This window comes from Rhizobium sp. No.120 (assembly GCF_054558365.1).
Map to the genome: position 1 here is coordinate 1 of NZ_BAAJNQ010000002.1, position 13067 is coordinate 13067.

Consider the following 13067-nt stretch of genomic DNA (forward strand, 5'->3'; position numbering starts at 1 on the left):
TTGCTCCGGCTTCAGAATACAGCATTGCTCGGGCACCGGCATGAGCACCGCGCTGCTTCCTGCACCCATCGGCTCCGATAGAGCGCCATTGGCAACAATAGCACCGGCCACCGTCTCGCACTGATACTGATAGGCACGGCCGAGATAGGTGCGTGTTCCCAGAACCGCCGGCAGGCCGTTGCCCTCGCGCAGAACCGAAAGCCCGTCCGCGCGGCAGCCGAGGACAAAATTGTTCGGTATCGGCCCGAAATCATCCTGCGACAGAGTGATCCTTGCGCCGCCTGCAGCCTCCGCCGTCACAAGTGTACCTGTCCGCTCGACGACCCTCAACGGAAGCAGGTTTTCGAAGCCGACAAAGCGGGCCACAAAACTATTGGCGGGCTTGCGATAGAGGGTCTCGGGTGTGTCGAGCTGCATGATACGGCCGGCATTCATGATGGCGACTCGATCGGAGATCGAGAAGGCCTCTTCTTGGTCATGGGTGACATAAAGCGAGGTCGTGCCGTTGGCGCGCTGCAGCTGGCGGATTTCCACGCGCATATCGACCCTGAGCTTGGCATCAAGATTGGAAAGCGGCTCGTCGAACATCAGGAGCGGCGGCTCGATGACGAGGGCGCGAGCGAGCGCGACGCGCTGCTTCTGGCCGCCGGAAAGGGCACCGGGCAGGCGGTCACCGAGGCCGGAAAGGCCGACGCGGTCCAGCATGGCGCCGGCTTTTATGAGGCGCTCCTTCTTCGGCATGCGGCGCTGCTTGAGGCCGAAGGCGACGTTCTCGAGTACCGTCAGATGTGGAAACAGCGCGTAGTTCTGGAACACCAGGCCGATATCCCTGGCATGCGCCGGCAGCGTCGTTAGATCGCGGTCGCCGAGCTTGATCGTGCCGCTGGTCGGTTGCAGGAAGCCGGCGACCAGCCGCAATGTCGTCGTCTTGCCGCAGCCGCTGGAGCCAAGCAGCGAGACCAGTTCGCCGGCCGCGACGGACAGTGAAAGATCTTGCAGAACGGCCGTCTTGCCGTAGTGGGCGCTGATGGAATTGATGGAGAGCGATACGGTCACGAGCGGCTACTTTGTCAGGAAGGTGAGGCCCAGGGTGGCTTCGACGATCGCCATGACGGCGACGGTGACGAGCATCAGCAGCACAGAAACCGAGGCGATGGTCGGGTCGAAGAACTGCTCCATATGGGCGAGGATCTGGATCGGAAGGGTGGAGATACCTGGGCCTGTCAGGAAGACCGAGACCGAGACATCGTTGATCGAGGTGATGAAAGCGAGAATGAAGGCGGCAATGACGCCGGCGCGGATATTCGGCAGCACCACGGTCATGAAGGTCTTCAGAGGTGGGCAGCCGAGGCTGATTGCCGCTTCCTCGATCGAGAAATCGAAACTTGCGAGGCTCGCGCTGACGACGCGCACCGAATAGGGCAGCACAAGCAGCGCATGACCAATCAGGAGACTTGGGAAGATCGGCAGCCCGAGCCCGATCGTGATCGATTTCATCAGCGAAAAGCCGAAGACGATTTCCGGAACTAGGATCGGCAGGATGAAGAGCGTCGAAAGCCAGCGCGGCAGTTCGATCCTGTAGCGGCTGATGGCATAGGCTGCTGGAATGCCGATCAGCAGCGACAGCGCGGTTCCGAGAAAGGCGAGCTCCAGGCTGGTGATCGTCGTTGTGCGGAAGGCCTCGATCTGAAAGATGTTCGAGAACCAGTGCAGCGTCAGGCCCCGCGGCGGGAAGGTAAGATAGGTCGTATCGCTGAAGGCGGCGCCGATAATGATGACGAGCGGCGCCAGCAGGAAGAGGAAGACGAAGGCGGTGAAGGCGATAAGCGCGGGATGGACCGTTCTTGTCATGATCACACCGCCATCGGGTTCAGCCGTCGCGCGAGACGGCTCATGATCGCGACAATACCGATCGTGACGATCACCATGATGGTGGCGATCGTCGAGGCGCCGACCCAGTCGAAGGTAACCATGGCGCGCTGATAGAGGAAGGTGCCCATCATCATCTGCTTTTCGCCGCCGAGCAGCTGCGGCGTGGCGTAGGAGGTGAAGCTGCCGGTGAACACAAGCACGGCGCCGACGATGAGGCCGGGCGTTGCCAGCGGCAGGATGACTTGTCGAAAGGTCGCGGTCGGCGTGGCACCGAGCGATGTCGCCGCCTGGATGAGATCCTGCGGTATGCCCTCAAGTACGCCGACGAGCGTCAGGATCATCAAGGGTACGAAGAGATAGACCATCGCGACGATGACGGAGCCTTCGGTATAGAGCATTGAAAGCGGCTCGCTGATGACGCCGATCGACATGAGGATGGTGTTGAGAATGCCGTTCTTGCCGAGAATGATCAGCCACGCGAAGGAGCGCACGACCACGCCCGTCAGAAGCGGGAAGACGGCAGCGATGATCATCACGCTCTTGGCGCGACCCGGCATCTGCGCGATCACATAGGCGGCGATGAAGCCGATAAACAGCGAGATCGCTGTCGTGAGCAGCGCCACTTCGATCGTTCTGAAAAGCACAGTGCGGCGAAAGCCGCTGGAAAAGAAGGCGACATAGGGGGAGAACACACCCTTGGGTTCACCGAAGGTTGCCGCGATCGTGATGATCACGGGAACGAGCAGAAAAAGCGTTACGACCAGAATGGCCGGCGTCGCCAAACCCCATTTCATCAAATGCTTCATCAACTACATTCCGTGAGAACGCCGCAGACTATGCGGCATGCCCTGTTACATACCGAAAATCTCGTTCCAGCGATCGACCCAGTCCGACTGCGCCTCGATCAGCTTCTGATAGTCGATGCGGCTGAGCTTGGCGATCATCTCGGCGCCATAGGTCCAGAGCTTGGCTTTCTCAGGCGTCAGCACGACCTTGGTCGAGACGGGCGCATCGACGCCCTGTTCGGCTTCGGCCTGCTGCACGTCCTTCGACAGGACGAAGTTGATGAACTGATGCGCAAGCTCGACGTTTTCGGAGCCCTTTGGAATATTGACCGTGTTGAGGACGGCGATATCGCCATCCTTGAGATCGGCCCAGGCCATCGTCGGAACGGCGGCGCGCAAAGATGACAGAACGAAGTCCTGCGTTATCGCCACTTTGGCCTCGCCTGTCGAGATCAGGTTCACCAGCTCGGAGCCGGTATTGTAATTTTTGACGACATTCGGCTTCAGCGCCTCGATGGCCTCAAACGCCTTATCGGCATCGGCATAGGGATCAGCCCCGGCATGCTTGCCGGCTTGGAGAACCGTCAGCGGCCCACCTGTCGTGGTGATTCCGGGAAGCGAAACGGCGCCCTTCAGGTCATCGCGCCAAAGATCGTTCCACGAGGTGATCGGCGGGTTCACCTTGGCCGTATCGTAGACGACACCAATGCGGCCGATCGTGTAGGCGGGACCGTAATTGCCCTGCGGCGCTTTGGCGATGTCGTAGAGATCGGCGAGGTTGGGGATCTTGCTGCGGTCGACCTCCTGAAAGAGACCTTGTTGGATGCCGAGCTGCGAATAACTGTCCGTGAGATAGATGACGTCAACGCCCTTGCCGCCGCGCAGCTTCAGCTTGTTGAGACGATCGGCATTGTTGCCGGTTTCGAAGACGACATCGCAGCCGCAGATCTTCTTGAAGGGCTCGATGATGTTGGCCTTCATCTTCTCGCCATTGTAGCCCCACCAGGAAATGGTCAGCGTCTTTGCCTGGGCAAAGGCCGGCATGGCTATTGCCGCGGCAAGGAGAGCAAATCCCGCAGCGCGGGCAAGGGTGAGGCCTTTCATTCTCGAAATCCTTTTGGTCAATGAAATCGGGCACTGTTTCAAGCTTGCAGGATACTATTTTTCGAGCATTGGCTTTACAAGCCCAACAAATGGGCAGGGTAGTGGTTTTTGCCTTTGATGGGATGAATATGCTGTATCGTCGTGCACAATGCTGGGTTGTTGAAGTGCCTGACATTGTTAGGCTTCCTTCACCCGAGCGGTCGGCTTTACAGCCTCGTGCGACATCTTTACCCTCGACCGATCAATTTCACTGGCAGGCATGCTCTTCATGATACCCCCGAAAACTACCCTTCCCGACGATCTGCTCATCAATGCGGCGGACGAAGTGCTGATCCGTCAGGATCTGACGCTGACCGCGCTCGGCCGCCGGTCCGCAGATCGCCTGCTGCGCGTCGGCAGGCTTTTGGATGTGCATAGCCGCACCTGGCTGGACGATCAGGAAATCGTCATCAAGGGTCGGCGCATCGCCTATGTCGGCCCGGCCGGCAGTTATCAGGGTAAAGTGAGCGAACGCGTACACGAGCCGCATCTCGCAGCGGTTCCGGGTTTCGGCGAGGCGCATAAGCATATCGAAAGCTCGCATCTGACGCCGGAATGGGAGGCCGCCTTGGTCATGCCGCATGGCGTCACTTGGACCTGCGAGGCAAGTCACGAGTTTTCCAACGTGAATGGCGCCCGGAATCTGGAATTCTGGCTGGAAGCGCGTCGCCGCGGTTCGCCGATGAAGATATTTCCTCTGCCTGGATCGGCGGTGCCGCCGACGGCTTACGAATGGGGCGGCGGTCACTTCGGTTATGACGAGCAGAAATCGTTTCTGAGTGAAAGCCTGATGGTGGCCGGTCTCGATGAGGTCATGGACTGGCCCTCGGTCAGTAACCCCGAGAATCCGGCTTACGATCGGCTCTGGGGCATGATCCGGGCTACCTTCGAGCAGCGCGGCGTCGTCGAGGGGCATGGGGCCGGCTTGCGCGACCTGTCGTCGATCAATGCTTTTGCCGGCGCAGGCCTCGCTTCCGATCACGAGGGTTGGTTCCTCGACGAGATCTGGGAGAAGCTGACGCATGGCCTGTTCATCGAGCTCCGGCCGCATTCCCTGCCCGAGGTCATCATGGGGTTGATCGAGAAAGGCCTGTCCGACTGGTCGCAGATCGCCTTCGTCACCGATGATCGCAGCGCCAGCGATACGCTGAAGATGGGTGCTACGGATTATAATGTCCGCCTCGCGATCGAAAACGGGTTGTCGCCGGAAATCGCCATCCAATGCGTGACGATCAATCCCGCCCGGCATATGCGATTGACGCCCTGGGTCGGCTCGATTGCGCCAGGCCGCTTTGCCGATATCGTGTTGCTGGACGATGTGAAGACGCTGTCGATCGCCAAGGTCTGGGCCGATGGCGGGCCGACATCCGAAGGCAAGACCTTTGTCGGCGTCCGGCCAGAGATCGACTGGCCGGAATGGGCGACGCAGACGGTCCGCATCGATCGGAGCGTCACGGCAGACGATTTTCGCATCACCGCCCCGTCGACGTCAGACATGGCCAAGGCGGCGCTGCTGCGGCCGTTCCACTGGGCCGATGATTTCATTACCATGGATCTGCCGGTCCGCGATGGCGCCGTGCAGCGCGATCATGATCGCAACGTCACGAAATTCGCGATCGTCGATCGCTTTTCCGGCGAGGCCAAGGTCGCGCGCATGTTCTGGCTTGGGACAGGGCCGCGCACGCCGGATACCGCGCTCGGCGCCACGCTCGGCCATGATAAGCACAATATCTGGGTGGTCGGTTCCTCCGATGAAGCCATGGCTATGGTCGCCAATGCGCTAAAGGAGCAGCAGGGCGGCTGGGTGCTGGTGTCGGGCGGCAAGGTCCTCGCCCGCGTCCGTTACGAAGTCGGCGGGCTGATGACGGCGCGCTCGGCTGAGGAACTGGATGTAGAGATGCAGGCGCTCTATAAGGCTGGGGCCGAGATCGATTGGATGTATGAGCCGACCTTCTCCCCGCGCTGGTGGCCGGGCTTTCCCGAGCGGCTTTCCTTCGCGACGCTTACTTGCGCACCTTGGCGCTGGGTGTTGGTCGCGCCCTCCGAGAGGGCGCCGGAAGGTTTCGTCAATGTCGCGACCGGCGAAACTCATCCGATTGTCTGGTAGGAATATCCCCGTTTCCTATTCGGAATATCCTGATATCGAAGGCTGACGAGTTTGCCTCTTGGGCGGCGCTGCAATCTGTGCTTGACGACGGAAGCCAGCTTCTTGATTATCCATCTGGTTACTTATGCCTGCCAGCAAGCGGTGGAGGCTGGGCGTGCCCATTAGCACGTTGAGCGGCGGTAGCCGGCAACAGAGCGGAGGAGGCTCTGGTGATAACACCTGATAGCGACAAGCCGCGAATATTATCGGCATTTTCCACTTTGGGATGTGCGGAATTGGAACTGGTCGAAGCCCTCGAACTGGCGGCGAACCACGGCATCGATGCAATAGAAATCCGAGCCCTTGGCAACACCACCGATCTCGTCACCTATTTCACCGAAAGATTCAACTCTCCGGCGGAGCTGGCTAGAGTGTTGGAAGGCTCTGCCGTAGGTGTCTGCGCCTTCAATACTTCGCTGCGTCTCGTCGGTGCGACGGTGCAGGCAAAGGAAGAGTTCCTGCGTTATCTTCCTTGGGCAGAGGCTGCCGGCGTTCGTTCGCTCAGGGTTTTCGACGGTGGCGAAACTGCCGACCGGGGCGAGATGGCCGAGGCGTTGGCAACGCTGCAGTGGTGGCGTGAGACCGCAGCGCGCGAAGGCTTTCACGCCGATATGGTCATCGAAACCCATGATTTCCTTGCATTGCCGGACGCCATCCCGCGCTTCCTCGAAATAGCTCCCGATTGCGCGCTCATATGGGATACACATCATACCTGGCGCAAGGGCGGACAGGATCCTGTCGAGACCTGGAAGCAGGTTCGTCGCAATACGCAACATCTCCATGTCAAGGACAGCGTTTCCCGCCCGGGGCTCTGGCTACCCTACAGCTATGTACAGCCCGGCACCGGCGAGTTCCCGATGGTGGCGCTACGTTCGGTGCTCGACGCTGATGGCTATAGCGGTATCGTGAGCCTCGAATGGGAAAGATTGTGGCACAAGGATTTGTCGCCTTTAGGTTTGGCTTTACAGGCTGCCCAGAAAAGCGGCTGGTGGTCCGGCCGTAAATGATGAATAATTGTTGAAGAGCATTAATATTTTGATTTAGTTGAAAGGAAGAGAGCTGCGCGGAGATTGACTTTTGCGGCGATCGTTAATTAGTCTATTAGCAATTATTAAATAACTATCTCGTACGCATATCGTCGCCGGTTGACTACGGTCTCCGGCGCAATATTTCCAGCTCGATGAAGGGAAGCCTCAATGATTGAGGTCGAAGGTGTCTGGAAGATGGAAGAGGCAGATTATAGCTATCTGAAGTCCTATGTTTGGACGCGATATGCGCCGCACTCGACTGTTCCCGATGCTTTGCCGCTTCGCCCCGAAAGGGAGGCCCGATGAACGGTAATGCAAGCCGGGAGGAAGAGGGGCACGGAGCCTTGATCTTGAAGGCGATTGCCGAAGGCGGGCTGGGTTTTGCAGCGCAGTGGATTCATGATGCCGCAAATCCCGGCAAGGTGTTCTATGGCGAGAGCCTGGCGCGCGTAACGGATTCGGATGGCACCGTGCATACGGCCGGCACCTTCGTCTCGCTCCTTGAACGCCAGGATCGCTGGTTCGACCTCGATCTGCGTATTTTGGATATGGTGCTGTCCGACCTGGCTGCGGATGAGACGCTGGTCCTCGGTTTCAATCTTTCCGCCACCAGCCTGTCGCGCTCGGATCGGTTCGCCGATGTGTTCGGCCGAATCAGCCGCCGTCCGGATCTGGCCTCGCGGCTTGTTATCGAAGTCACGGAAAGCTATCCCGTCGTCGGCGCATCCATCGAGCGCATGAAGATGATCCGTGCCCTCGGCTGCCGCATCGCCATCGATGATTTCGGGTCTGGGTTTGCCACGCCGGCATCACTGCTGCAGGTGCCTGCAGATATCGTCAAGATCGATGCAGCCTTTGTCTGGGATAATAGGCCTGGTCGCGACGGAGGCAATAGCCTCTCCCACATTGTCGGCTTTGCGTCCTGTTTCGCTCCTTTCGTCGTCGTCGAGGGGATTGAAACCGGCTCTCAACTCAATGTCGCGCAGGAGGCGGGTGCAACGCATGTCCAGGGTTTCCTGCTGTCGAGGCCGGTTTCCCTGGCGCGGCTTCGACGTCATAAGCGCAAAGCTGTCTTGCGGGGGGTGGCATGAACAATTGCGCACAGGAGCCTGCCGTTCCCGCTCTGCAGGTGATGTTATGATGCAGCGACTGGCTTTCACATCGGCCTATCAGATATCGGCGGCGCGCGCGGCGCGCGAGCTCAAGACGAAGACATTGCTGCGCGCCCTGGTCAGCCGGCTTCGCATTGTCTTCTCTGGACGCGGTGGTGAACTGTCCGCCACTTTCGTCGGCGGAGCGAGCCCGCATGTCCTTATTTGCGATCAGGCCGCCGAGGCGGTGGCCCGGGTCACCATCGATTCCGAGACTGGTCTCTATGTCTTGTGCGAACTCGGCGGTCACGCCGATGATGTCGTCATCGTGACCGCGAGGGAAAATCGATTGCTCGAAGAGATTGCTCTCCATCTTGGCGATGGCCAATCACTATACGAACCCGTGGATGCCGCCGTCAAAACACTGGTCGGCCAGACGATGGAGGATGTCGAGCGCAAGCTCATTCTCCAGACGCTGCGGCATTGTGGCGGAGATCCCACTCACACGGCGTTCATGCTGGGTATGCCGCTCGTCACCCTTTGTAACAAGCTGGCGCTCTACTTTGCGGACCCTGCCGGCGAACCGCCGGAGGCAACTGCGGATACGAGATAGGAGGCGAAATTGCGCACGCATTTGATGCGGACGCATTGAACCCCGGTTATCAAACCGGGACAGCGTCCTTAAACAGGGCGCAAATCGAAACGGTGCGATGTCCGTCTGCGGATATCGTACATGATGCAATTCGAGCGGGGCGGCGCACGAGGAACCAAATGAGATCCGGGAAAAGATCATGGATTCTTTCGAGACAAAAACCCCCGCTCCGCCAAAGCCTTCCTTGTTCGATGGCTGTGTGAAGATCGTTTCGGCTTATGTTAGTCACAATGCCGTTCCCATCCACAGCCTTCCCAGGCTGATCAAGGATATCCATGAGGTACTGCTGACATTGGACGGCTCGGCTACCACCGTCGATCGCGCCAATTTGGTGCCGGCTGTGGATTTGAAGAAATCGGTGACCAACGACTATATCGTCTGCCTCGAAGACGGCAAACGCTTCAAGACGCTCAAGCGCCATCTGCGCGTGCATTATGGCATGACGCCCGAGGAGTACAGGCAGAAATGGGGTCTTGCTCCCAACTACCCGATGGTGGCGCAAAATTATGCCAATCGTCGTTCGGAGCTTGCCAAGATTTCCGGCCTCGGTGCGAACGGCAACAAGAGGGAAACCGTCGACTGAGCAATTTCGGAACAGGCGTTTCGCACGCGCTTGACCGGCGTTGCTCGTGCGCTTCGTGAGAATTCGTTCGCGGGACGCTGCAAACAAAATGGCGCCCTCATCAGGGCGCCATCGTCTTTGGGACTAGTCTCCGCTGTCGATCAGAAGACCTGCCGCAGCACGATGAACAGCACGAAGGCCAGTGCGATCGAGGCAGGCAGCGTCAGGATCCAGGCCATCAGCATGTTGCGTACGGTTGACCACTGCAGGCCGGAACCGTTTGCCGCCATGGTGCCGGCGACGCCGGAGGACAGGACGTGCGTGGTCGACACCGGCAGGCCGAGGTGGTCGGCGGCACCGATCGTCAGCATCGCGACGACTTCGGCGGCAGCGCCCTGGCCATAGGTCAGGTGCGTCTTGCCGATCTTTTCGCCGACAGTGACGACGATGCGCTTCCAGCCGACCATGGTGCCGAGGCCAAGTGCCAAGGCGACGGCAACCTTCACCCAGAGCGGGATGAACTTGGTCGCGTGATCGACGGCGGCATGATAGTTCGTGACGGCTTTCAAATCGTCGGCGCTCATCGGCAGCAGCTTCTGCTTGTCGATAAGCTTCAGCGATTCACCGATCAGATAGATATCATTACGAACGTTGCCGACGAGCCCGTTCGGCAGCTTCTCGACGCTTGGATAGGCGGCAATCTCGGCGCTCGTGGCATGAATATATGCTTGGAGAGCCGGTGTCGTCGCATCCGTCCAGGTCTTGGTCTTGACGGCGCTGCTGACAGTGGCCTTCGGATCGGCCGGTGCGGCAATGCCCGGCTTCACATATTTGCCGAGTACCGTCTCGACTTGCGCCGAGGCAGCTTTATAGGCTTCGAGGTAGTTCACGTCGGGCGTCTTATTCAGCGCGAAGGCGGTCGGCACGAGGCCGATGAGGATGAGCATGATCAGACCCATGCCCTTCTGGCCGTCATTCGAGCCGTGGGCAAAGCTGACGCCGGTGCAGGTGAAGATCAGCAGGCCGCGGATCCAGGCCGGCGGCGGCGCGTTACCCTTCGGCGCTTCATAAAGCTCCTTGTTGCGGATCAGTACCTTGGCGACCAGCAGCAATATGGCAGCCATGGCAAAGCCGATGATCGGCGAGAGCAACAGTGACATACCGACGCTGCTCGCCTGCGACCAGTCAACGCCGCTGGTGGCGGAGCCGGCGGGCGCCAGGAACTGATTGGCGAGGCCGACGCCGATGATCGAGCCGACGAGCGTGTGCGAGCTCGAGGCCGGTAGGCCGAGATACCAGGTGCCGAGGTTCCAGATGATGGCGGCGGTCAGCAGCGCGAAGACCATTGCAAGACCGGAGCCGGAGCCGACCTGCAGGATGAGCTCGACCGGCAGCAGCGCCAGGATGCCGAAGGCGACGGCGCCCGACGAAGTGAGAACACCGAGGAAGTTGAAGAAGCCCGACCAGATGACGGCGAATTCCGCCGGTAGCGAGCGCGTGTAGATGACGGTGGCGACGGCGTTTGCAGTATCGTGGAAGCCGTTGACGAATTCGAAGCCGAGCGCGATCAGCAGGGCAAGGCCGAGCAATATCCACGGAACAGCAGCAGCCTCGGCAAGATCGCTGCCGAGGGCATAGCCGACATAGACGAGGCCGGCCAGGACGACGACGCCGAAGATCGGCAGAAACCATTTTGCCGAGCTGCCTGCGCCATGAATCGGATGATCGGCATTCCCGCCTTCCGCATTGTTTGAAACGAGGTCGACCATCCCGAACTCCCTTATTGCAATTGATATTGCCGGTGTAAGCCTCCTTCATGAAACTCTCGTGACGCGGGAACAGGCGGTGGCGAACTGCAAACGCAGGCAGTGGCAAGCCCGTTCGGCTGCTGGCAGGTTCTTCGACTGATCTTGATTTGGCCGCTAAAAGGCCATTTTCGGTTCAGCCGGCGTTCATACCTCCGGCGTTTAAATCCCCCATGTAAGGGACTTGGATAGAGGGCCATTAAGATGAGATCGTCCGTGATTGCCATTGCTGCCTTGTTCGGCAGCCTGGTTGTATCTTCGGCAGAGGCAATGCCTATCCCGGCCGTTGGGACTACGGCCTCCGTGCCGATCGTGAAAGTTGATTATGCCTGCGGCCGCGGTTGGCATCTGACGCGCTGGGGCGAATGCCGTCCCAATCGCTGGGGTCCGCCGCCCCGGCGCTGGGGTTACTACAGGCCGCCACCGCCGCCGCCTTGGGGCTGGCACGGCCATCGCCATTATCGCGATGGCTGGCGTGATGACCGTTGGCGCGATCGCCCGCGTTACTGGTAAGAACAGAAGCACCGCCGCATCTTGCGGCGGTGTTTTGCTGACGGCAGTTCGAGGAAAAGTGCGCAGGGTTCCTAAGAACGAGCTTGCGGCCGCAATGCGCGCGCGCCTAACCATAGTCCTGCAAGAACAAGCAGGCTAGCCGATGAGATCGCAGCAAGGCTTTTCGCGTGATACGCGATATCGGCAAGCTTAGGCCGGATGAGATCGGCCGTATTGAAGCTCTCGCCGCTGAATTTGCAGAGGATGAGCGAGAGGTTGTTGCGCACGAGTGCCGTGTCGATATCGGAGACGAGGTCGTCGACCGGTACCTTCTCCACTTTCATTGCTCGCATCTGCAGCAGCACCGCTTTTGCAGCCGCAAGATAGGCGTGCGAACATTCGTTGAAAGGGCTTTCCTCGTCGCTGACGCTGCCGGGCATCAGGCCCCATAGGCAATAAGCGCGCTGGATCTGCGCGAAGTTCAAGACACGGCGGAAGGTTTCGTCAGTATCCGATACACTCTCGGCAAGCGAGATCATCCGCCCGTAATAGGGAGCGATCACTGCCATCTCGCCATGGGTGAGGCTGGGGATCGGGATGCCGGCCTGGCTGCCGGAGGAACCGCCATGTGCCGCGACCGAAGCCGGCCAGCCCAATAGCATGAGGAAGATTGCAAGCAGGATGGCGCCTGAATGTTGGTGTCTCCCGCGCATGTTGCCATGCGCGGGATGCGATCTACTTATCACGCTAAGCCCGGCGCAGACTGGTATTGCCGTAGCGTGTCTGCGGCAGCTGGCGTTCTGCCCAGGCTCCGAAGGCAAGGCCGAGTGTCGCCCAGAGAATGGCGTGCATGCCGAGCGAAGTGATGCGGAAGCGCCAAAGCACGACGGCCGAGAATTGCTCGGGCACTTCGTTGATCGAGGGAAGCAGATATTGAATCAGCGCGATGAAGGCGATGTAGCCGATGCCGGCAATGATCGCCCCGTTCCAGGAACCATATCGCGCTGCCAGCCTGCGACCGAATCCCACGGCGACGATCATGCCGACGATGGAGGCCACGATCATGATGAAGAACAGTTCCGTTCTCGCGCCGATCGTATCGGAATTGCCGACGGCCGGCGGATTCGCCGGATATTTGATGTCGGGCACCAGCGAGATCGTCACGAAAGCGGCGAGCGCGAGCAGCGCCGCCGTGCCGCGCGCACCAAAGGGGCTGATACGGCCGTAGACGAAGGAGAAAACCAGTGCGAACAATCCGCCTATTGCGGTCGAAAAGATCACGCTGCCGGTGAAGAGGCCGATGCCCGCCTGCGTAGCGCGGCTGACAATCTCGGGTTCAGGAGCTTCGCCGGCCGCCTGCGCGGCCTTCTCCTCAAAGCCGATGGCCCAGTCGACCAGCGGTTCGCCGAAGATGTGGGCAAAAGCAAAAACGAAAATACCGGCCAGGGCCCCGACGATCATGCCGCGGAGCAAAAGACGTCCAACCATGTG

At 59.7% G+C, this 13067-nt stretch carries 13 protein-coding genes; 6 read left to right on the forward strand and 7 right to left on the reverse strand.

From position 1 onward, the window contains the following. The 4 genes from ACYJRZ_RS05675 to ACYJRZ_RS05690 form a co-directional block, all read right to left on the reverse strand. The coding region (locus tag ACYJRZ_RS05675) for an ABC transporter ATP-binding protein (protein ID WP_459456984.1) at positions 1-1056 on the reverse strand (1056 nt) is incomplete at its 3' end. A 6-nt stretch (positions 1057-1062) separates the two neighbouring features. Beyond that, positions 1063-1854 (reverse strand): ABC transporter permease, encoded by a 792-nt coding sequence (locus ACYJRZ_RS05680; protein ID WP_459458645.1) that lies wholly within the window; start codon positions 1852-1854, stop codon positions 1063-1065. Then, complete coding sequence (locus tag ACYJRZ_RS05685) at positions 1854-2678, reverse strand: ABC transporter permease (RefSeq protein ID WP_459456986.1); 825 nt, start codon at positions 2676-2678, stop codon at positions 1854-1856. Before ACYJRZ_RS05685 ends, ACYJRZ_RS05680 begins: the two co-directional genes overlap by 1 nt. A gap of 45 nt (positions 2679-2723) precedes the next feature. Then, positions 2724-3761 (reverse strand): ABC transporter substrate-binding protein, encoded by a 1038-nt coding sequence (locus ACYJRZ_RS05690; RefSeq protein WP_459456988.1) that lies wholly within the window; start codon positions 3759-3761, stop codon positions 2724-2726. Between the two features lie 259 nt (positions 3762-4020). On the opposite strand from ACYJRZ_RS05690, the gene ACYJRZ_RS05695 reads away from it, so the two are divergent. From ACYJRZ_RS05695 to ACYJRZ_RS05715, 5 genes are all read left to right on the forward strand, one after another. After that, complete coding sequence (locus ACYJRZ_RS05695; RefSeq protein WP_459456991.1) at positions 4021-5907, forward strand: adenine deaminase; 1887 nt, start codon at positions 4021-4023, stop codon at positions 5905-5907. A gap of 209 nt (positions 5908-6116) precedes the next feature. Then, positions 6117-6953 (forward strand): sugar phosphate isomerase/epimerase family protein, encoded by an 837-nt coding sequence (locus ACYJRZ_RS05700; protein WP_459456993.1) that lies wholly within the window; start codon positions 6117-6119, stop codon positions 6951-6953. Between the two features lie 323 nt (positions 6954-7276). Beyond that, on the forward strand, positions 7277-8065 hold the full coding sequence (locus tag ACYJRZ_RS05705; RefSeq protein ID WP_459456995.1) for an EAL domain-containing protein: 789 nt from the start codon (positions 7277-7279) through the stop codon (positions 8063-8065). Positions 8066-8111: 46 nt separating this feature from the next. Then, positions 8112-8678 (forward strand): helix-turn-helix domain-containing protein, encoded by a 567-nt coding sequence (locus tag ACYJRZ_RS05710; RefSeq protein WP_459456997.1) that lies wholly within the window; start codon positions 8112-8114, stop codon positions 8676-8678. Positions 8679-8856: 178 nt separating this feature from the next. Further along, positions 8857-9300, forward strand: a complete 444-nt coding sequence (locus ACYJRZ_RS05715) for a Ros/MucR family transcriptional regulator (RefSeq protein WP_132721021.1) — start codon at positions 8857-8859, stop codon at positions 9298-9300. 140 nt (positions 9301-9440) lie between these two features. Here ACYJRZ_RS05715 and ACYJRZ_RS05720 read toward each other — a convergent pair whose 3' ends face one another. Further along, entirely contained in the window at positions 9441-11048 is a 1608-nt protein-coding gene (locus ACYJRZ_RS05720) for an inorganic phosphate transporter (protein ID WP_459456999.1), read from the reverse strand. 240 nt (positions 11049-11288) lie between these two features. Here ACYJRZ_RS05720 and ACYJRZ_RS05725 point away from each other — a divergent pair, with 240 nt between their 5' ends. Further along, the gene (locus ACYJRZ_RS05725; RefSeq protein ID WP_459457001.1) at positions 11289-11597 is read left to right on the forward strand and encodes a GCG_CRPN prefix-to-repeats domain-containing protein; all 309 of its coding nucleotides are present in this window, start codon (positions 11289-11291) and stop codon (positions 11595-11597) included. 71 nt (positions 11598-11668) lie between these two features. Here the strand turns inward: ACYJRZ_RS05725 and ACYJRZ_RS05730 are convergent, their stop codons facing one another. After that, positions 11669-12289 (reverse strand): hypothetical protein, encoded by a 621-nt coding sequence (locus tag ACYJRZ_RS05730; RefSeq protein ID WP_459457003.1) that lies wholly within the window; start codon positions 12287-12289, stop codon positions 11669-11671. 34 nt (positions 12290-12323) lie between these two features. Beyond that, positions 12324-13064, reverse strand: coding sequence for a CbtA family protein (locus tag ACYJRZ_RS05735; RefSeq protein ID WP_459457005.1), 741 nt, complete (start codon positions 13062-13064; stop codon positions 12324-12326). Positions 13065-13067: the final 3 nt, after the last annotated feature.

Excerpts from the sequence above, each read along its gene's own strand:
- ACYJRZ_RS05685 (WP_459456986.1), bottom strand. The coding sequence starts at position 2,678 with ATGAAGCATTTGATGAAATGGGGTTTGGCGACGCCGGCCATTCTGGTC.
- ACYJRZ_RS05690 (WP_459456988.1), bottom strand. The coding sequence starts at position 3,761 with ATGAAAGGCCTCACCCTTGCCCGCGCTGCGGGATTTGCTCTCCTTGCC.
- ACYJRZ_RS05695 (WP_459456991.1), top strand. The coding sequence starts at position 4,021 with ATGCTCTTCATGATACCCCCGAAAACTACCCTTCCCGACGATCTGCTC.
- ACYJRZ_RS05705 (WP_459456995.1), top strand. The coding sequence starts at position 7,277 with ATGAACGGTAATGCAAGCCGGGAGGAAGAGGGGCACGGAGCCTTGATC.
- ACYJRZ_RS05710 (WP_459456997.1), top strand. The coding sequence starts at position 8,112 with ATGATGCAGCGACTGGCTTTCACATCGGCCTATCAGATATCGGCGGCG.
- ACYJRZ_RS05715 (WP_132721021.1), top strand. The coding sequence starts at position 8,857 with ATGGATTCTTTCGAGACAAAAACCCCCGCTCCGCCAAAGCCTTCCTTG.
- ACYJRZ_RS05720 (WP_459456999.1), bottom strand. The coding sequence starts at position 11,048 with ATGGTCGACCTCGTTTCAAACAATGCGGAAGGCGGGAATGCCGATCAT.
- ACYJRZ_RS05725 (WP_459457001.1), top strand. The coding sequence starts at position 11,289 with ATGAGATCGTCCGTGATTGCCATTGCTGCCTTGTTCGGCAGCCTGGTT.
- ACYJRZ_RS05730 (WP_459457003.1), bottom strand. The coding sequence starts at position 12,289 with ATGCGCGGGAGACACCAACATTCAGGCGCCATCCTGCTTGCAATCTTC.
- ACYJRZ_RS05735 (WP_459457005.1), bottom strand. The coding sequence starts at position 13,064 with ATGGTTGGACGTCTTTTGCTCCGCGGCATGATCGTCGGGGCCCTGGCC.